The 18,946-nt window shown below is 67.6% G+C and carries 17 protein-coding genes; 3 read left to right on the forward strand and 14 right to left on the reverse strand.

The window, feature by feature from the left end; genetic code table 11:
* Positions 1-193: 193 nt before the first annotated feature.
* Together QZ755_RS01390 and QZ755_RS01395 are read left to right on the forward strand one after the other, a co-directional pair.
* Positions 194-808, forward strand: coding sequence for a L,D-transpeptidase family protein (locus tag QZ755_RS01390; protein WP_294318855.1), 615 nt, complete (start codon positions 194-196; stop codon positions 806-808).
* Positions 792-1,580 (forward strand): hypothetical protein, encoded by a 789-nt coding sequence (locus QZ755_RS01395; RefSeq protein ID WP_294318858.1) that lies wholly within the window; start codon positions 792-794, stop codon positions 1,578-1,580. Before QZ755_RS01390 ends, QZ755_RS01395 begins: the two co-directional genes overlap by 17 nt.
* On the opposite strand, the gene QZ755_RS01400 is transcribed toward QZ755_RS01395, so the two are convergent.
* The 12 genes from QZ755_RS01400 to QZ755_RS01455 all read right to left on the reverse strand — a co-directional run bounded on the left by QZ755_RS01400 (position 1,549) and on the right by QZ755_RS01455 (position 16,823).
* Positions 1,549-3,357, reverse strand: coding sequence for a response regulator (locus tag QZ755_RS01400; protein WP_294318862.1), 1,809 nt, complete (start codon positions 3,355-3,357; stop codon positions 1,549-1,551). The genes QZ755_RS01395 and QZ755_RS01400 overlap by 32 nt on opposite strands.
* Positions 3,357-5,009, reverse strand: a complete 1,653-nt coding sequence (locus tag QZ755_RS01405; protein ID WP_294318865.1) for a response regulator — start codon at positions 5,007-5,009, stop codon at positions 3,357-3,359. Before QZ755_RS01405 ends, QZ755_RS01400 begins: the two co-directional genes overlap by 1 nt.
* Positions 5,006-6,046, reverse strand: a complete 1,041-nt coding sequence (locus QZ755_RS01410) for a chemotaxis protein CheB (protein WP_294318867.1) — start codon at positions 6,044-6,046, stop codon at positions 5,006-5,008. Before QZ755_RS01410 ends, QZ755_RS01405 begins: the two co-directional genes overlap by 4 nt.
* Before the next feature lie 4 nt (positions 6,047-6,050).
* Entirely contained in the window at positions 6,051-8,054 is a 2,004-nt protein-coding gene (locus QZ755_RS01415) for a response regulator (protein WP_294318872.1), read from the reverse strand.
* A gap of 14 nt (positions 8,055-8,068) precedes the next feature.
* Complete coding sequence (locus QZ755_RS01420) at positions 8,069-9,727, reverse strand: methyl-accepting chemotaxis protein (protein WP_294318874.1); 1,659 nt, start codon at positions 9,725-9,727, stop codon at positions 8,069-8,071.
* A gap of 3 nt (positions 9,728-9,730) precedes the next feature.
* The gene (locus tag QZ755_RS01425) at positions 9,731-10,243 is read right to left on the reverse strand and encodes a chemotaxis protein CheW (RefSeq protein WP_294318877.1); all 513 of its coding nucleotides are present in this window, start codon (positions 10,241-10,243) and stop codon (positions 9,731-9,733) included.
* The gene (locus QZ755_RS01430; protein WP_294318879.1) at positions 10,240-11,505 is read right to left on the reverse strand and encodes a CheR family methyltransferase; all 1,266 of its coding nucleotides are present in this window, start codon (positions 11,503-11,505) and stop codon (positions 10,240-10,242) included. Before QZ755_RS01430 ends, QZ755_RS01425 begins: the two co-directional genes overlap by 4 nt.
* Positions 11,502-11,975, reverse strand: a complete 474-nt coding sequence (locus QZ755_RS01435) for a chemotaxis protein CheW (protein ID WP_294318882.1) — start codon at positions 11,973-11,975, stop codon at positions 11,502-11,504. Before QZ755_RS01435 ends, QZ755_RS01430 begins: the two co-directional genes overlap by 4 nt.
* A complete protein-coding gene (locus QZ755_RS01440; protein WP_294318885.1) occupies positions 11,975-12,523 on the reverse strand; it encodes a molybdenum cofactor guanylyltransferase in 549 nt (182 codons plus the stop codon). The genes QZ755_RS01435 and QZ755_RS01440 overlap by 1 nt, the downstream gene beginning before the upstream one ends.
* On the reverse strand, positions 12,520-13,239 hold the full coding sequence (fdhD, locus tag QZ755_RS01445; protein WP_294319072.1) for a formate dehydrogenase accessory sulfurtransferase FdhD: 720 nt from the start codon (positions 13,237-13,239) through the stop codon (positions 12,520-12,522). Before fdhD ends, QZ755_RS01440 begins: the two co-directional genes overlap by 4 nt.
* A 59-nt stretch (positions 13,240-13,298) precedes the next feature.
* Entirely contained in the window at positions 13,299-15,575 is a 2,277-nt protein-coding gene (locus tag QZ755_RS01450) for an FdhF/YdeP family oxidoreductase (protein ID WP_294318888.1), read from the reverse strand.
* A gap of 63 nt (positions 15,576-15,638) precedes the next feature.
* Positions 15,639-16,823 (reverse strand): acetyl-CoA C-acyltransferase, encoded by a 1,185-nt coding sequence (locus tag QZ755_RS01455; protein WP_294318891.1) that lies wholly within the window; start codon positions 16,821-16,823, stop codon positions 15,639-15,641.
* 89 nt (positions 16,824-16,912) lie between these two features.
* Here QZ755_RS01455 and QZ755_RS01460 point away from each other — a divergent pair, with 89 nt between their 5' ends.
* The gene (locus QZ755_RS01460) at positions 16,913-17,656 is read left to right on the forward strand and encodes an A24 family peptidase (RefSeq protein WP_294319074.1); all 744 of its coding nucleotides are present in this window, start codon (positions 16,913-16,915) and stop codon (positions 17,654-17,656) included.
* Here the strand turns inward: QZ755_RS01460 and QZ755_RS01465 are convergent.
* Positions 17,653-18,240, reverse strand: a complete 588-nt coding sequence (locus QZ755_RS01465) for an urea carboxylase-associated family protein (RefSeq protein ID WP_294318894.1) — start codon at positions 18,238-18,240, stop codon at positions 17,653-17,655. The two genes, QZ755_RS01460 and QZ755_RS01465, sit on opposite strands and share 4 nt — an antisense overlap.
* Complete coding sequence (gntA, locus tag QZ755_RS01470; RefSeq protein WP_294318897.1) at positions 18,237-18,923, reverse strand: guanitoxin biosynthesis heme-dependent pre-guanitoxin N-hydroxylase GntA; 687 nt, start codon at positions 18,921-18,923, stop codon at positions 18,237-18,239. The genes QZ755_RS01465 and gntA overlap by 4 nt, the downstream gene beginning before the upstream one ends.
* Positions 18,924-18,946: the final 23 nt, after the last annotated feature.

The raw sequence follows: 18,946 nt of genomic DNA on the forward strand, positions 1-18,946 counted from the left end.
AACTGCTTCGTCCCGCATCCAAATCCTCGCAAGATCGTTGAGGCTTAGAGATACGGGTGAACCGCCTTCGATTCAATTAACACGGGTGCAACCGTTCCGCCGCTTATCGCGTGGCAGGAACGGGCGGTCGACTCCGATGGAGATGGTTACCCCGAAATTTGCCATTCGATGCGCGCTGCGGGATAGTGGTGGTATGACGTTCGCGCTTCGCCTTGGCCTGATGCTGTCGGTCCTCCCGCTATCGGCGATGGCGCAGGAGCCGGAATCACTGGCGGTAGAGCGCGCGGCGGTGGCGATGCGGCCGGGCGACCATCGCTGGGCCGATGATCCGGCACTGCCCGGACCGGTCAGCATCGTCGTCAGCGTGCCGATGCAGATGGCGTTCGTCTATCGCGGCGACCGGCTGATCGGGGCGACCACCGTGTCCACAGGAAAGCCGGGCAAGATGACGCCGATCGGCGAATATACCATCCTGCAGAAGCGCCCGTTCCATCGGTCCAACCTGTACAACAACGCACCCATGCCGTTCATGCAGCGGCTGACCTGGGATGGCGTTGCGCTGCACGCCGGCAACCTGCCGGGCTTTCCCGCGTCGCATGGCTGCATCCGGATCCCGACCGCGTTCGCACGCAAGCTGTTCGACGCGACCCGGCTGGGAGGGCAGGTCGCGGTGGTCAACGACGTCATCGCCTTTCCCGCCTATCGCCCGGCCGATATGGCACCGCAGCTGTCGGTCGACGGGATCGGGGCGCTGGCCAGCCGGGACGATGGGGTTAGCGTAGGGGCGCGTCGTGACGCGCGGCGCTGACCGGTTCGTGCCGATACTCGCGGCATTCGTGCTGGCGGGTTGTGGCGGGGGCGGTGATGCACCGGCAGGCAACACCGAGTCACCGACGTCAACACCGTTGGCGACACCGATTGTACCGGCCGCCTCACCGGCGATGGTCAGCTCGGTTCCCGATGCGTTGACGGTTTCGACCAACGAACCATTCTACACAGTGAAAATTGCGGGCGACGTCCTGACGCTGAGCGGTGTCGATGCGCCGATACGCCGGTTGGAGGCGACCGACCGCGCCATTGCCACCGATACGCGCGAATGGACGGGGCAGGATGCCAGGGGCAAGCTGCTGGTGCGGGTCGCCCGTGTGCCTTGCGCGGACGACATGTCGGGGGCGCCGCGCGACTTCACCGCGACGCTGACCGTGGATGGACACGCGGTCAGCGGCTGCGGCTATGTCGGGACGCCCGCCCCGCCGCCGGGGCAGGCGAAGACGCCGGCCAATACCATTCCGGCGCGGTTCGTCGGTCGCTGGAACCGCGACGCCGCCGCCTGCGCTCGCCCGGCCGCATCGATCGAAGGGGTGCGGGTCACCCCGAACGAATTGTGGTTTCATGAAAGCGTCGGCGCGGTGCGGCGGGTCGTGGCGCTCGGACCCGACCGGCTGCGCATCACCGCCGATTATGACGGCGAGGGCGAGCGCTGGACCGCGACGCAAACGTTGCAAGTGTCAGGCGACCGGCTGACCATCGTGACCGACGGTCAACCGTTCAGCAGGATGCGGTGTCCCGATCGGGGGTAGCCGTCGCCAGCGCGATCGCGCCCAGCAGTTGGTCGGTGGTGAACGGCTTGGTCAGCACGGGTACGCCGATCTGCGTATCGCCGATCTCGGCGAAGCCGGTGATCAGCAGGACCGGCGTATCGGGACAGCAGGCACGAACCCGTGCCGCGACCTCGATCCCCGACAGGTCGGGCATCGCATAGTCGGTCAGCACCATGTCGAACCGGTGGCCGGCTTCCAGCATGGCGACGGCCTGCCTGGCGGAATCGTGGACGACGAGGCTGTGGCCGGCGGCCTCCAGCTGGGCGGCGACGACGGCGCGGACCTCGGGGTCGTCCTCGACCAGCATCAGCCGCCGGGGCGTGGCGGGGCCACTGGTCGACTGGCTGCTTGGGACCGGCCTCGCCTCGATCCGGGGCAGCCACAGGTGGATGGTGGTGCCGCGGCCCACTTCGCTGTCGATCGTCACGTCGCCGCCGGCGGCCCGCGCCATCGCCCGGACCATCGGCAGGCCCAGCCCGGTACCCGCCCCCTGCGCCTTGGTGGTGAAGAACGGTTCGAACACCCGCCCGCGCACCGCGCTGTCCATGCCGCTGCCGGTATCGCTCACCGAAATGCGGACGAACGGGCCGGAAAATTCGCGCAGGAATGCGGCGGCGTCATCAATGTTGCGCGTACCGATCCGCACCGTCCCGCTGCCGTCCATCGCATCGCGCGCATTGATCGCCAGATTCAGGATCGCCAGTTCGAACTGCCCGACATCCGTCCTGACCGACCATGCCGGCTCGGCAAAATCGTAGGCGACCTTGATCCGGCCGGCGGCGGTCCGGACGATCAGTTCCTCGATCGAGCGGATTACGGCGTCGGGGCGGAAGATTTCGGCCGCCAGATCGCGCTGGCGGCTGAAACTGAGCAGTCGACGGGTGATCGCGCTGCCACGCCCGGCCGCCTCGCCCGCGGCGCCCAGATATCGACGCAACCGGTCGCGGTCGTCGATCCGCCGTTCGGCCAGTTCGAGATTGCCGATGATCGCCGCCAGCAGATTGTTGAAGTCGTGCGCGATGCCACCCGACAACGTGCCCAGCGCCTCCAGCTTTTCCGACTGGTGATGGCGCCGTTCGGCAATGCGCCGAGCGGTGTCGTCGCGCTCGATCTTCAACAGATAGCGATCGGCACCGATCGCGAACGGGATGCGACGGATATGGGTCCACCGGTCGCCCGACGGCTGGACCAGATGGCGGTCCTCATCGTCGCTGGCGTCCTGCAGGACGATCGCCATGTCGCGCGGGTCGACCCCATCGGGCGAGGGCATTCCCCGGACCACGTGCCCCTGCTGGTCCAGGATCGTCACGACATCGCCCGAACCGTCGGCCAGCCCGCGAAACGCGGCGCGTTCGAACGCCAGCGCCTGGCGCAGCGCATAACGATCGGCGGCGGCGGCGATCATCGCGATCAGCGCCTCGGCATCCCATGGCTTGTTGGCATAGCCGCTGATCGCGCCGTCGTTCAGCGCGGCGATGACCGCGGACAGATCGGCATAGCCGGTCAGCAGGATCGCCTCCGCCTGGGTCGTGGCGCGGGCACGGGCAAGGAACTGGCTGCCGGTCAGCTCCGGCATCCGTTGATCCGATACGATGACCGCGATGTCCGGATGGGCGTGGACCAGTTCCAGCGCCTCAACCGGCGAGGCGGCCGAGAGGATACGGTACCGGTCCTCCAGCAGGTCGCCGAGGGCGACCAGGATCTCGGGCTCGTCATCGACCAGCAATAGCAGGGGCAGGGAACCGGGCGTTTCCATTATGGGCGTTCTGGTATCCTGATCGTGAAGGAAGCGCCACCCTGCGCGGCGCGGTCGATCGTGATCGTGCCGCCATGCGACCGCACGACGCCGTACGCGATGGCAAGGCCAAGGCCGGTACCCGCGCCGACATCCTTGGTGGTGAAGAACGGTTCGAACACCCGTTCCCGGCGATCGTCGGGAATCCCCGGTCCGTTGTCGTCGATCTTGATACAGAACATGCCGTCCGCCGCACCGGTGGCGACGACGATACGGCCGGTCGACGGGTCCACGGCGTCGGCGGCATTGGCGACGATGTTCATCACGACCTGATTGACCAGCGCACCCGAACATTCGAGCATCCGCGTCGGACCATAGTCGCGCACGACATCGACGGTGCCCAGCCGAGGGGCGAGCAGCGTCAGCACCGCGTCGATGGCGTCGGGAATGTCGATCATCGACACCTCGCCATCGTCCAGCCGGGAAAAGCGCCGCAGCTTCACGACCAGTTCCTGAATACGGGTCAGGCCGGACCGGATCGATTGCAATCGGTCCGATGCCTTGGTCAGCAGCGCGGCGCGGGCGGTGTCGTCGGCACCGGCGGCGTTGGCGACCGCGCGTTCGACGGTCGCCTGGTGCGCCAGAATGAACGCCAGCGGGTTGTTAATCTCATGCGCGATGCCGGCGACCAGTTCGCCCAGCGATGCCATCTTGGCCGACTGTACCAGCTGGGCCTGGGTTTCGCGCAGCAAGGCATTCGCACCGGCCAGTTCGGCATTGGCGCGGGCGAGGCGGTCGGCCGATTCCGCTTCAGCGCGGGCCTGCGCCAGCGCGATCGCCTGCATCCGTTCGCGGGCGACGCCGGCGGCTTCCTCGTCGCGAGCCAGCTTGCGGCGGACGATGGCACGGATGCGAACCAGCAGCATGTCGCCATCGCGGCCGCGCGACACGACATCGTCCGCGCCGGCCGCAAGGCCCGCCAGCACCGTTGCCGGTTCCGCATCCTCGGTCAGCGCGACCAGCGCAATGCCGCTGGCCCGTTCAGTCCGTCGGGTGTCCAACGTGGCTGACAGGGAGAAATGGGGATCGTCGCCGCGTTCGACGACCAGAATGCCATCGGCGCCCTCGTTGTCTATCGCGCCCAGTGCGTCCGCGATCGCATCGACATGGGCGACCTGATAGCCCTCTGCCGCCAGTTGCGTGACCAGTCGATCCGACAGGTCGGTCGGCGGGGCCAGTACCAGCAGGCGCGCCTGGCGCAGCGGGGCGGCCGGGCCATCGCCCAGTGGCCGCGCCCGTACCTGCCGCAGCAGCGCCCGGACGCGTGACAGGATCAGTTCGGCGCCGCCGCGCTTCGGCACATAGGCGTTGGCCCCGCTGTCGAGACCCTGCCGCTCGACATCAGACGCATCGTCGCCGGTCAGCATCAGGATCGGCAGAGTGCGCGTCGCCCCCGTCTGACGGACGATCCGGACCAGTTCGTCGCCGTTCATGCCCGGCAGGCGGTAATCGACGACCAGCAGGTCGGGTCGGCTGTGGTTCAACGTTTCGAGCGCGGCTTCGGCGTCGCGGGTCCGGTCGATGCGAAATCCCGCGCGTTCGAACATGCGGCGCAGCTGCAATGCCTGGGTATCCGAATCCTCGATCAGCAGGATCGCGGCATCCTCGCTCACCAGGTGCGCTCCACGATGCGGCGGACATGCGGCGCGATCAGGTCGAGCGGCAGCGACAACGCACCCGCCCGGTGCGCGGCGGCGGGCATCCCATAGACGACCGAGGTACTGGCATCCTCCGCCACGGCCTGTCCTCCGGCGGCGAGCAGGGCGCGGACACCAGCGGCGCCGTCCTCCCCCATGCCGGTCAGCACGACGGCGAGCGCCGCCCCGTCGATGGCAGTCGCCGCACTTTCGATCAGGCGGGTGGCGGACGGGCGTTGTCCGCCGACCGGCCCGTCGGTGGTGACCCGCATCGTGCCACCGCGTGCCAGCATCAGGTGCGCGTCGCCCGGCGCGACGTGGATCAGGCCTGCGCGCGGCTGTTCGCCGTGCCGGGCGATTTCGACGCGCTGCGGCACGACGCTGTCGAGCCAGCTGGCAAAGCCCGCCATGAAGCTCGCCCCCATATGCTGCACCAGCAGGACCGGGATGGGCAGGTCGGCGGGAAGCGCCCCGAACAGCTTGGCAAGCGCCGGCGGCCCGCCGGTCGACGCGGCGACCAGCAGGACAGAGGGCGGGCGCTGCCGGGCCGGCTGTACCGGGGCGGCGGTCACGGTCGACATCCGTCGCCGCACCACGGCGACTTCGCTCATGATCGCCAGCTGGGTACGGATTTCGTGTGCGACCTGGGCATAGGCGGCATCGCCCAGCCCGACCGGCTTTTCGACCACCGACAGCGCGCCGGCCCGCAGCGCATTCATGCTGGTGCCCATGGCGCCGCCGTCCATGCTGGCGGAGATCACGACGATCGGCGTCGGATGATCGGCCATGATCCGTCGGGTTGCCTCCAGCCCGTCGATGCCGGGCAGGCGGATGTCCATCGATATGACGTCGGGCCTGACCGAAGGCAGCGCGTCGATCGCTTCCTCAGCGGTCGCGAAGCTGGCGACGACGGTCAGGCGCGGGTCGCTGCCGACGATATGGGTCAGCAGGGTGCGAACGACGGTCGAATCCTCGACGATCATCACGCGGGCAGGGACGGGACGAACAGCCATGACGTCAGATCAGCTGCTGGACGACGCCGATCAACATGCCCTGATCGAAATCCTGCTTGGTGACGTACGCATCCGCGCCGAGGCTTAGGCCGCGTTCGATATCGTCGGGGCTGTTGCGCGATGTCATCATGATGACCGGTAAAGTTTTGAGTGCCGGATCGTTCCGTATCGCCGCCAACAGACCAAAACCATCCATGCGCGGCATTTCGACATCTGCGACGACCAGATCGATCGCGTCGAGGCCGGAGCGCAGCCGTTCCAGCCCGGCCAGCCCGTCGACCTCCACCAGTACGCGGTATCCCTGCGCCTCGAGGATGCTGCGTTCGAGCGTGCGGGTGGTGATCGAGTCGTCGACCACCAGGATCGTCCTGCTCTGCGCCGCTGCAACGGGCGCAGTGAAGGGGCGGGCGGGACGTCCCGTCGTGCGGTCGCGGACCAGTTGCACCGGGTCGAGGACCAGCACGACCTCGCCATTCAGCAGGACGGTGCCCAGCACCAGCGGCAGGTCGGCGGCGATCGCAGCGGCATCGCCGACCAGCAGTGCGCGGACGTCGCTCAACGCGTCAACGATCAGGACCCGGCGAAGCCCGTCCGCCTCCAGCACCACCGCACGCAACGTCGCCGCCGCTTCCGCCTGCGCGGTGCCCAGCACATCGCTCAGCTGGGACACGGGCAGCGGTTCGCCATCGACCGGCAGCATGACGTTGCCACCGCTCGGAGACAGATCCGCCGCCTCGATCCGCAGTACCTGCCGTACGGCATCGGCGGGCAGGGCGCACAGCATGTCGCCGACCTCGACCAGCAGCAGGGTGCGGCGGGTGAGCGTAACCGGCACGGCGATGGTCAGGATCGTGCCGCCGGCGGGGCTTGGTGCGATGCTCGCCGTTCCATGCAGCCGGCGTGCGACCTCCGCCACGACCGACAGCCCGATCCCGCGTCCGGCGACCTCGTCCAGTCGGTCGGCGGTCGAAAGCCCCTGTTCGAACAACAGCGCATGGAGCGCCGGGCCACGCGGAGGAATTGCATCGACCGGGATCAGCCCGGCGGTACGCGCGCGGGCGACGATCGCCGCGTTATCCAGTCCCGCACCGTCATCGCGAACGGAAATGGTCAGCCGCCCGCGATCGATCCGGGTATCGATGGCGATGGTGCCCGAATCTTCCTTTCCCGCGCGGCGGCGGCGATCGGGGGTTTCGATCCCGTGGCGCACCGCGTTGCGCAGCACATGCAGCAGGGGATCGCGCAAGGCGTTCAGGACACGCCGGTCCGCCTCGCCATCGGTATCGGTCGTCCGCAGCCGTGCGATCTTGCCATCGGCAGCCGCCAGGTCGCGGACGGCGCGTTCATAGCCGTCGAACAGCGTCGCCACCGGTTGCAGCAACAGCCGCTCGCCATCACGCTCCAGTTCGGCGCTGGACCGGTCGAGCGCATCGCGCAGCCGGCCGTGCAGGCGGCGGATGCGGTCGAGTTCGGTCGTCGCCTGGCGCAACCGACGCGCGGCTTCGGTGTCGCTTGCAGCGGATAGCAGCGGCGACAGCGCGGCCAAGTCTTCGGACAGCGCGGCCAGCCGGTCGGCGACCATGCCCTGCTCGGCGATCTGGGTCGCCATGACGTGCAGCGACCGGCCGAGATTTTCGACCCTGTGGCCCGACACTGCGACACGGCGTTCCGGTTCGGCCTCGGTCGACGTCGCGGAAGGCGCAGGCGCGGCACCGTCCTCGATCGCATCGGCCAGACGGCGCAGCTCGGCGATCGCCGCGCCGTCCATCGCCCGTTCGCCGCGCTCGATCGCCAGGATCAGCGCCTCCGCCTCGTGCGCGGCGGCTTCGCTGTCGGGCAGTTCGACCGCGCGCGCGGCTCCTTTCAGGCTGTGCGCCCGACGGCTGAATTCGCGCAGGTCGACGCTGCGGCCGGCATCGGCATCGGCCAGCGCCGCGCGGATACCGGCCATATGTTCGGCCAGTTCCGACGCGAATGCCGCCAGCAATTCTGCCTGAAGCTCGTCCACGCGCGTCCGTTCCGTTACAGGCGGTAGCGTTCGGTCAGGCCGACCAGCGTGCGCGACAGTTCGCCCAGGTCACTCGCTGCCTGATCCAACTGGCGGGTCGAGGCGGCGGTCTGTTGCGATGCCTCGCGGATGTTCTGCAGCGCGATGGTGACCTGTTCGATGCCGATCTGCTGCTGGTTGGTCGATGCGACGATCTGCTGGAAGGTCTGCACATTCTCCTGTACGCGCGTCGCCAGTTCCTCGATCGCGGCATGGCCGGCATCGGTGCGCTCCTTGCCCGACGCGACGCGCTTCACCGCCTCCTCCGTCAGCATCACCGACGAATTGATTCCGCGCTGAATATCGCCAAGGATCGATCGGACGTTGCGGGTCGCGCCCTTCGCCTGATCGGCCAGCTGCTTCATTTCCGATGCGACGATCGCGAAGCTGCGTCCCTGTTCGCCCGCCGCCGCCGCCTCGATCGAGGCGTTGAGCGCGAGGAGGTGCGAGCGTTCCGACACGTCGTTGACGGTCGCGATGATGTCGCCGATCGCCTGGGTCTTTTCCGACAGCGCCACGATGTTCGCAGCGACCGCCTCGGCCTGTTCGCGGATCGCGTCCATCGCGCGGGCGGTGTCGGTGACGGCGGTCAGGCCGGCATCGCTTACCTGCGCCGTTGCCTGAGCCTGCGCGATGACCTCTTGCGCACGGCGGGTGATCTGCGCACCGCTATGGGTGATTTCGTCGACCGTGGCAGCGGTTTCCTGCACCGCGGCCAGCTGTTCCTCGACCGACGCCGCCTGTTCCTGCGTCGAGGCACGGATTTCGGTGGTCGCGGCATTCAGGTCGTTGGTCGCCGCGCGGTTCTGCGTCGCGATCGTGCGCAGGCCGCCGACCATGTCGTTCAGTGTCCGGCCGAGTTGCCCCAGTTCGTCCTGACCGGTCGTGTCGGTCGTCGTCGACAGGTCGCCTTCGCCGATCCGCCCGACAAAGGTCATGAACGAATCGAGCGGGCGAACGATCGAGCGGCGGGTCGTCACCGCGACCACGATCGCGATCGCGATGGCGAGGATCAGGCTGATAATGATCGAAATGCGGCTGGTGCCATACACGTCGCGCGTCGCATCCCGCCCGCGTTCGATCGCGAGGTTCAGCGTCTCACGCGCCTGGCTGACCCGCGCCACCGTCGCCGCATGGTCACGCACGATATCCGCTTCGATCGCCAGCACGCCTGCCCGGTCACCCGCGGAGACTGCGGCAAGCTGTGTCTCGACATCGGTCCGGGTCTGAGTCAACGCGCGCTGGGCCTCGGCCAGTTGCCGCGCCATGCGCGCCCATAGTTCGGACCGGGTGCCGGTCACCGAATTGTCGCGATACCCCTCGGCCGCGCGTTCCTGTTCGGCCAGGCCGCGCTGAGCCTCTTCGATGGCGTTGCGCCAACCGGTCGTCGATTCGCGGACGCGGGCATTGTCACCGGTCAGGAACGCCTGGACCAGGCTGGATCGCTGTTCGACCTTGCGCGACAGGGCGTGATCGATGCGGTTGAGCGCCTCCATCGACGCGAGGTCGCGTTCGACGATCAGGTCGACGGTCTGGCGGACGTCGCCGATCTGGATCAGAGCATAGACGCCAAGTGCGAGGAGGATCGCGGTCAGGGCCGCGAAACCGGCAGCAATCCGGGTAGAGACGGACAAACCTTATCCTTCCTGAAGACGGGCGGGGAGAAGTCGGTCGATCAGCACGACCGGATCGATGCGTGTCAACCGTTCGTCGCCATCGATGACGAGCGTGGAAAGGGCGGTGGCAGCTTCCTGCCGGGCCATGGTCACCACCCCCGATACCGCATCGACCGACAGTGCGATGCGCGGCGCGTCGTGGCGCAGCACGATCATCGTGCCGGCGCCGTCGGCGTCGCGGTCGAGCAACGTGGCGAGGGCGAAGAGGTTCACTACCGTCCCCCGCCATGCGACCAGCCCGTCGAGCGTTGCGGGCGCGCCCGGCAGTCGGGTCACCTTCGGCAGCGGCGCGACTGCACGGACGCAATCGATCGGCAGGCCGTGCGCTACCCCGCCCAGGTCGAAGGTCAGCAGCGTTTCGATCGGTCGCTCGTCCGCCTGTCGTACGCCAGCCAGGGCGTGCTGGCGCGCCGCCAGGATTTCGGCGATCGCATCCGCGTCGAGGCCGTCTGCCACGATAGTGGGTATCGTCATTGCCCGGTCCCGATCGCATGTCGGATCGCGGCCGCCATCGCGCCGGCGGTCATGCCCTCGCCCTCGGCCAGTTCGGTATCGGGGGCGAGGGCCGTCGCAACGCGCAGCGCATTGGTCAGGCTGCGGCGGCCATCGGGCGCGCGACCTTGTGCCAGCAGGTAATGGCCGAACTGGTAATGCGCCATGACGAACGATCGGTCGAGATAGAGTGCGTCGCGGAACGCGCGCTCCGCCCGGTCCTTGTCACCCGACGCCAGCGCATCGAGCGCGGCGAAGTAATGCGCGACCGCGTCGGGCGTGCGGATCACCGCCGGTTGGGCAGCGGGAGCGGGCGGGGCCGCCGGCGTCCGGATCGGAGCGGGGCGGGGGGCGCGTGCCAGCGGAGCAGGCGGAGGGTCGATCGGCAGCGGGACGAAGGCCGGTTTCCGGCGGCTTCCCAGGAGATGGTAGGTCAGGATGCCGGCGGTCTGGTCGCTGTCGGCAACCGCGTCGAACCCCGGATTGGGTTCGGCATGGCCGAGCAGCAGGACGCCGTCCGTCGCCAGCCGCCCGGCAAGCGCCCCGACGATCGCGGTCGCATCTTCCTGCCGGAAATAGATCAGCACGTTGCGGCAAAGGATCAGGTCATAGTCGCTGAACCCCATCGGGGCGGCGGCATCGATCATTGCCAGCAGATTATGGCGCTCGAACCGCGCGATGTTGCGATAGCGATCCTTCAACCGATAGCGTTCGCCGGTCCGGTCGAACAGTCGCGCCCGCTCTCCCTCGCCCATGGTACGCAGCGCCCAGGACGAATATTCCGCCTTCCGGGCGGCCTCCAGCGCCGCTTCGTCGATGTCGGTGCCGGTCAGCGCGATGCGCCAGTCCGCGATTTCGTTGCCGAGGAGGTCGGCGAGCAATACCGCCACCGAATGCGCCTCGGCGCCGGTCGAGCAGCCGACGCTCCAGATTCGCAGACGGCGATCCTCGCGGTGTCGTGCGATCATCGCGGGCAGGATCGTGGTCCTCAGCGCAGCAAATTGCTCGGCGAAGCGGAAGAAGAACGTTTCGTTGATCGTAACCGCGCTTTCGAGCTGCGGCCATTCGGGATTGGCCGGGTCGCGCAGCCGGGCGTGATAGTCGTCGATCGTCGCGTCCCCGGTCGCCGCCATCCGCCGCGCGATATGCTCGGCAAGCTGGGCATCCTTGTCGACGTAATAATGATGGCCGGTCCGCGCGATGACCAGCGCCTTTACCTCCCCAAAGGCGTCGTCGCCGATCATGGCGTGGCCCACTGGTCGCGGCGTTCGGCGGCGGCGGCGGTCAGCGTGGCGAGCATCGCCCGTTCGCCGTCCAGCACCAGCCGGTCGGGCGCGACGACATGCGCGACGCTGCCATCGGGAAGCGGCAGTTCGCCCATGATCGCGGCGTTAAGGCTGTGACCGGGGGCAAGCGGTCCGACGACACCGGTCGCGACATCCTCCGCCCGGTCGACCAACAGGCAGATGTCCTCGCGCAGTCGCACGAGATGCGCAAACAGGTCGACGCCGGCCACGTCGCCCTGCGGGTCCAGCAGCAGGCGCGGGGCCATGACCGGCACCGGCCGTTCCTGTAACGTGACGAAGCCCAGCAGCGGACGCGGCAGTCCCGGCGGCGCATCGATCGGCAGCAGCGGCAACACCTCCTGCACCGCCGCCATGGGCAGCGCGAGGCGGGTGTCGCCGATACGCAGGATCAGGAACGATGCGGTCATTACCGGTCGGCTATATCGCGCTTCGCCAGCAGCGCCAGATCATCCGGCGTATTGATGTTCGGTATTTCGGTCGGACCGGTCATGCCCAGCGCGCCGATCCGGTCGGCAAAGGCACGCACCGATCGCGATCCACCCCCGGCCAGCAGCGCGTCGAGCGTCGCCCCGGCGCTGGCGGGCCACCAGCCCACAACGGGCAGGGCGGCGAGATGGACGGCGGGACCGGCGTCCGAGAGGTGTAGCCGCAGCCCGGCGGGCAGGAACGGTGCGTCGCACGGCACGGTCAGCACCTGTGCGAAGTTCTGCGCCGCCGCATAGTGCAGCGCGGCCGCGATACCGCCCAGCGGCCCCAGGTCGGGGGCCGGGCGGTCGGGAATGCCGATCAGGCCCGGATGTGCCCGCCCGACGACGATCAGCGTATCGACCTGCGGCGCGATCGCGTCGGCTACCCGGTCGATCAATGCGCGGCCGTCGAGGCTCGCCAGCGCCTTGTCACTGCCGAAGCGGGTCGATCGACCGCCCGCCAGGATCGCACCGAGGATCCGGGTCACGACGCCAGCATCGCATCGCCGCGCACCAGCGTTCGCAGCGACAGGCCAGCGGCCGCCGCGCGATCCAGCGCCAGCGTGGTCGCGGCCGACAGCGTGGCGAGCAGCGGACAGTTCGCCAGCACAGCCTTTTCGACCAATTCGAACGAACAGCGCGACGACAGCAGCGCGAAGCCGCCGTTCCAATCCTGTCCGCTGCGCCGCATCGCGCCGATCAGCTTGTCGAAGGCGTTATGCCGCCCGACATCCTCCCGCACCATCCGGATGCGGCCATCCGCCGTACATAGCGCCGCGGCATGGGTCGCGCCGGTCGCCTGTGCCAGCGGCTGGTGATCGCGCAACGCCGCCGCCGCCGCGACGATGGCGGCGGGGGTGGCGTCGCTCCGGCCGGAAAGGATGGGCAGGGGGCGCAGCGCCTGTTCGAGATTTTCGATCCCGCAAAGGCCGCACGACGATTCCGATACGCGGTGCCGCACCCGATCGGCCACCCGGTCATGCCGTTCGGGCATGAGCGTGACTTGCAGCAACGTTCCGCCCGGTGCGTCATGCATCGCGACGTCGATTACCTCACCGGCATCGTCGACCAGCCGCTCGGCCAAGACGAAGCCATAAGCGAGGTCGTCCAAATCGATCGGCGTCGCCATCAGCACGGCATAGCCAAGCCCATTCACCTCGATCGCGACCGGCGTTTCGATCGCGACCGGGCGTTCCCGCTCCATGGCATCCCCCGATGCCGCCACCCGGTCGAACCGCCGGGTGGCATGGCCCCCCTGGTCCATCAGGCGACGATACGCACCGGCACCGCCTTTGCCGCCGGCGTCTGCGATCCATGGTCGTGCCAGCCTAGCGGGATCAGCGGGTTGAGTTCGGGATAATAGCCGGCGATGCAGCCATCGGGCAGGTCGAACGGCACGACCTTCAGACCCGCGACGCGACGGTCGATCCCGTCGTCGCCGTCGCCGACGATGGTCACGACCTGCCCCTTGTGCAGTCCGGCCTTCTCGATCTCCTTCGGGTTCATCAGTACCACGTCGCGCGTGCCCGAAATCCCGCGGAACCGATCGTCATAGCCATAGATGGTCGTGTTGAACTGATCGTTCGACCGGAGCGTCACCAGCCGCAGCCGGCCGGGCGCATCGGGAATGTTCGTGCCGGACAGCGAGCGCGGCACGGTGAATTCCGCCTTGCCGCTTTCCGTCTTCCACACCCGTTCGCGCGCCGAATTACCGCGATAGAAACCGCCGGGGGTGAACATACGCTCCTCGAAATCGTGGAACTCCTCGGGATAGGTTTGCTCGATCAGCTTGCGGATCTTCGCATAATCGCCGGTCCAGCCGTCCCAATCGACCTTGGGATTGGGGTCGAGCGTCGCCTTGGCGATGCCCGCCACGATCGCGACCTCGGACTTCAGATGCTCGCTTGCCGGTTCGTGGGTCGCGATCGACCCGTGGATATGGCTGAACGTGTCCTCGATCGTGACGATCTGTTCGCCACCCGCCTGCTTGTCGACCTCGGTCCGAACGAGGCAGGGGAGGAGGTAGGCGACCTTGCCGTTGATCAGGTGGCTGCGGTTCAGCTTGGTCGCGATCTGCACCGTCACGCGCATTTGCGGCCACGCCGCCTCGATCCGTTCGAGGTCGGGGATCGCGCGCAGAAAATTGCCGCCGAGCGAGACGAAGGCATCGATCTCGCCTTTCAGTATGTCTTCGCAGGCGGTGACGGTATTGTGGCCGTGATCCATCGGCGGTTCGAAGTCGAACAGCTCGCGCAGCCGGTCCATCGGCACCAGCTCGGGCTTTTCCGAAATGCCGACGGTCCGCTGGCCCTGCACGTTGCTATGGCCGCGCACGGGCGACATGCCGGTGCCGACGCGCCCGATATTGCCCTTCATCAGCAGCAGGTTGACGTAGGTCGCGACGTTGTCGAACCCGTTCACCTGCTGCGTCAGGCCCATGCCATAGATGCCGATGGTGCGATCCGCCTCGACATAGACCTGTCCCGCCGCCTCGATATCGGCGCGGGGCAGGCCGCTTTCACGTTCGATATCGGCCCAGTCGGTCGCCCGGACCATCGCTTCGAACGCGGCGAACCCGTCGGTATGCTGTTCGATGAAGTCGACGTCGAGGACGTGGACCTTGTGCTCGGCCCAGCTCTTGTCCTCGGCGGCGAGGACATGCTTGGCGAGGCCGATCATCACCGCGACGTCGCCGCCGGGGCGGACCTGGTGATATTGGCAGCTGATCTTCGTCTCGCTGCGCGTCGCCATTTCGAACGGGTTCTGCGGGTCGGTGAAGGCGATCAGGCCCGGCTCCTTGACCGGGTTGAAGGTCACGACCTTGCACCCGCGCTTCACCGCGTCGCGAAGGGGGTGAAGGAAGCGCGGGCTGTTCGATCCGGTATTCTGGCCGAAGAAGAACATCGCGTCGCAGTGTTCGAAATCGTCGAGGATCGAGGTGCCGACCGGCGCGCCGATCGTCTTCTTGAGCGCGACGGACGTCGTTTCATGGCACATGTTCGAGCTGTCGGGCAGGTTGTTGTGCCCATAGAGCCGGGCGAACAGCGCATAGAGATACGACGTCTCAAGGCTGGCCCGGCCCGAGGCGTAGAAGATCGCCTTCTTTGGATCGATCGCGCGCAGTTCCGCCCCGATCGCGGCAAAGGCTTCGTCCCAGCTGCATTCGACATAATGGTCGGTGGCGTGGTCGTAGCGCAGCGGGTGGGTCAGCCGGCCGACATGTTCGAGGTCGAAATCCTTCCACGTCTTCAGTTCGCTCACCGAATGTTCGGCGAAGAATTCGGGCGTGCAGCGATTGGGAGTCAGGTCCCACAAGGTCGCCTTCGCACCGTTTTCGCAGAATTCGAACGGATGCGGCTCGGCAGGCTTGCCCCATGCGCAGGACGTACACATGAAGCCCTTGGTCTTGTTCTGTCGTGCGAGTTGCGCCAGCGCAGCAGGGCGGTTGCGTTCCTTCGCAAGGACCTTCGACATGCCCTTGACCGAGCCCCAGCCGCCTGCCGGACCGTCATATCCGACCACCGTATCCCGATCCGCCACGCCAATTCCTTCGTTACGCCTTTGGCGTAGGCTACGCCGGGCGGGGGGATAAGGTTCCGGTACTCAGTCGACCAATTCGAGTGCCAGCGCCGTTGCCTCGCCCCCACCGATGCAGAGCGACGCCAGCCCGCGCTTCTGCCCGCGCGTTTCCAGGGCCGACAGCAGGGTCGCCAGCACGCGCGCACCGCTGGCCCCGATCGGATGGCCAAGCGCGCAGGCACCGCCATGGACGTTCACCCGGTCGTGCGGCAGGTGCAGGTCGTGCATCGCCGCCATCGTGACACAGGCAAAGGCTTCGTTGACCTCGAACAGGTCGATAGCCTCCGCGCTCCACCCCGCGCGTTCCATCGCGCGACGCATCGCAAACACCGGCGCGGTGGCGAAGCGGGCGGGTGCGTGGGCGAAGCCGGCATGGGCGACGATCCGCGCGATCGGGGTCAGACCCAGCCGCTCGGCCACCGATGCCCGTGCCAATACCAGCGCGGCAGCACCGTCCGAAATCGAGGAGGCATTGGCGGCGGTAATCGTACCGTCCTTCGAAAAGGCGGGCTTCAGCGTCGGAATCTTCGCGACGTCACCCCGTGCGGGCTGTTCGTCGAGGCGGACGGTGGTCGTCCCCTTTCGTCCGGCGATCTCGACGGGCACGATCTCCCGATCGAATGCGCCCGAACTTTGAGCGGCCTGCGCCCGCCGAAGCGATTCGATCGCAAAGGCGTCCTGCGCCTCGCGGGTGAAGCCATAGGATACAGCGGTTTCCTCGGCGAAGCTGCCCATCAGCCGGCCGGGTTCGTAGGCATCCTCCAGCCCATCGAGATACATGTGGTCAAGCAATCGGTCGTGGCCGATCCGCGCACCGCTGCGATGGCGTTGCGACAGATACGGGGCGTTGGTCATGCTCTCCATGCCGCCAGCGACGATGATGTCGGCGGAACCGGCGGCAATGCTGTCGGCGGCCATCATGACCGCCTGCATCCCCGATCCGCACATCTTGTTGACCGTCGTCGCCTCGACATGCTGCGGCAGACCCGCACCCAATGCCGCCTGTCGCGCCGGCGCCTGCCCCAGGCCGGCGGGCAGGACGCAGCCCATGTAGATGCGTTCGACCGCTTCGCCCGACAGGCCCGCCCGTTCGATCGCCGCGCCGACGGCGGTTGCACCCAATTGCGTCGCGGTGGCACCGCTCAGCGACCCCTGAAAGCTTCCCATCGGCGTACGGGCATAGGACAGGATGACGACGGGGTCGGACATGGACACTCTCCGGGCAATCTTCTGGTTTCGTTTGTTATCATCTAGGGCGATGGCCGCGCCGCCGCAATCGCGCTAGGCCGCCAGCCATGATGTCCGCGGTTCCTCCATCCCTTTGGCCGATCCTGCTGGGGATCGTCGGCGCGGTGTTCGGCAGCTTCATCGCGACGGTCGCGATCCGTTGGCCGGCGGGGCGATCGGTGCTGGCCGGGCGGTCGGCGTGCGACGGGTGCGGGCGGACATTGACCGCGTTCGAATTGGTGCCGCTGCTCAGTTTCGTCGCGCTGCGGGGTCGGTGCCGGACCTGCGGGACGCGGATCGCACCGGGGCATGTCGTGACGGAGATACTGGGCGCCGGGATCGGCATCGTGGCCGGGATGGTCGCGCCGGGCGCGGAAGGGGTGGCTGGGGCAGCCTGCGGTTGGCTGTTGCTGGCGCTGGGGGCGATCGACCTTGCCGCGTTATGGTTGCCCGATGCGCTGACCGGGGCGCTGGCGGTCGTGGCGATTGCGGGGGGCGCGGCCGGGCTGGGCGTCGATCTTCACGCACGCTTGATCGGAGGCATCGCGGGATTCGGGGTGCTGTGGCTGGTCGCCGAACTGTATCGTCGGGTCCGGGGGCGGATCGGGCTGGGCGGCGGTGACCCGAAGCTGTTCGGCGCGATCGGATTGTGGCTCGGCTGGCGTGCCTTGCCGCAGGTGCTGTTGTTCGCAGCGCTGACCGGACTGGCCGTCGTGCTGGCCCTGACGCTGGCGGGGCGTCGGATGACGGCGAACGACCGATTGCCGCTCGGCACGTTGCTGGCCGGCGCGGCGTTCCTGTGCTGGGCGACCTAGGCCGGCTCGACCCGATATTCGATCGGCTTGAAACTGCCGCCATTCGACGCCGGCGCGGAACAGGCGGTCAGGCCGATGATAAGGTCCATTGCCGCGCGGAAAGTGATCGAATCGCCCGCCTTGCTGATCGGCGGCAGGACGCTGAGCTTTCCCGTGGTGCCGTCGACCGGCACGTTCATGAAGCAGTTGAACGCCACCGGGATGCGGTCCGGCTGTACGCCGTACGGCTCCAGCGCGGCGGCGAGATTGCCGAAGCAGCCGCGATGCGGTGGCAGGTCGGGATAGAAATGATGGAAGGTGTCGTACGAGCATGGCGTCAACAGGAAGTCGTGCGTACCGACGGTATCGGCGACGATCTCCAGCATCACCCGGCTGCGGTTCGAATAGAGCGCGTGGCCGGTCGTCAGCCGGATCGTCTCGGCATAATCCAGCGTCCGACCTGACGAGATCACCTCATCCAGATCGTCGGCATTGAACGCCAGCAGGTCGGCGACCTGACACCCGCGCGGATCTACCACGACCAGCGTCTCGCCCTTCGCCAGCCGGAACGCCGTGCCCGACCGTTCGGGGATGGTGACGTTCACTTCGGCTCCCCCGAATAATGGAAGGGGCAGGCCCAGCGGTCGTCGACCACCCGACCGCTATATTGCCGTGCTTCGCTGGCCGCGCCATGACGGGCGAGCATCGGATTGCGGCTACCGGCCAATGCTTCGTCGCGGACCAGAATCTTTTCGCGCATCGTCTCGTACTTGCCCTCGGCGCGCAGCCGTTCGAACTGGTCGTGCAGGTTGAAGACGAGGGTAGGCCGCTCGAAACGGCGCGCCGGACGGCTGGCGCGCGGATGCAAGCCGACGATGAAGAACGCTTCGCCGCCGAAGCTCAGCGAGAAATGTGGATTGTCGGGATCGGCGCTGACCCGTGCATCGTAATCCTGCCCGCGCCATACGTCCTTGTCGGACAGCGATTGCACGCGCTGCCACAATGCGCGTTCGAATTCGGGTTCGCTCAGGTCGTCCGGCCCTTCGAAGATGACGGCGAAACTGCGGTACATCGCCCGATCGCGGCGATAATTCTCGGCCAGCCGCATCAATGCATCGTGGATGCGGACATCGTCCCACGCGCTGTCGATCCGGGAACAGGCGAGTACGTCCAGCGTACCGCGCGCCATGGCAGACTTTGCCCCGACGCAGGGAAAGCCACGGTCGTCGATATGATCGAACAGCAGGGCTTCCAGGCTGTCCTGCGCCTCATGCTTCCAGTTGAACATTGCGGAGATCCCGGCTTGAGATT

Origin of the sequence: uncultured Sphingomonas sp., assembly GCF_913776855.1 — a bacterium.
GTDB lineage: Bacteria > Pseudomonadota > Alphaproteobacteria > Sphingomonadales > Sphingomonadaceae > Sphingomonas.

Bases quoted from the DNA above. Each gene is read 5' to 3' on its own strand.
- QZ755_RS01460 (WP_294319074.1), top strand. From the start codon at position 16,913: ATGTCCGCGGTTCCTCCATCCCTTTGGCCGATCCTGCTGGGGATCGTC.
- QZ755_RS01425 (WP_294318877.1), bottom strand. From the start codon at position 10,243: ATGACGATACCCACTATCGTGGCAGACGGCCTCGACGCGGATGCGATC.
- QZ755_RS01410 (WP_294318867.1), bottom strand. From the start codon at position 6,046: ATGGCTGTTCGTCCCGTCCCTGCCCGCGTGATGATCGTCGAGGATTCG.
- QZ755_RS01430 (WP_294318879.1), bottom strand. From the start codon at position 11,505: ATGATCGGCGACGACGCCTTTGGGGAGGTAAAGGCGCTGGTCATCGCG.
- gntA (WP_294318897.1), bottom strand. From the start codon at position 18,923: ATGTTCAACTGGAAGCATGAGGCGCAGGACAGCCTGGAAGCCCTGCTG.
- fdhD (WP_294319072.1), bottom strand. From the start codon at position 13,239: ATGGAGCGGGAACGCCCGGTCGCGATCGAAACGCCGGTCGCGATCGAG.
- QZ755_RS01435 (WP_294318882.1), bottom strand. From the start codon at position 11,975: ATGACCGCATCGTTCCTGATCCTGCGTATCGGCGACACCCGCCTCGCG.
- QZ755_RS01455 (WP_294318891.1), bottom strand. From the start codon at position 16,823: ATGTCCGACCCCGTCGTCATCCTGTCCTATGCCCGTACGCCGATGGGA.
- QZ755_RS01400 (WP_294318862.1), bottom strand. From the start codon at position 3,357: ATGGAAACGCCCGGTTCCCTGCCCCTGCTATTGCTGGTCGATGACGAG.
- QZ755_RS01390 (WP_294318855.1), top strand. From the start codon at position 194: ATGACGTTCGCGCTTCGCCTTGGCCTGATGCTGTCGGTCCTCCCGCTA.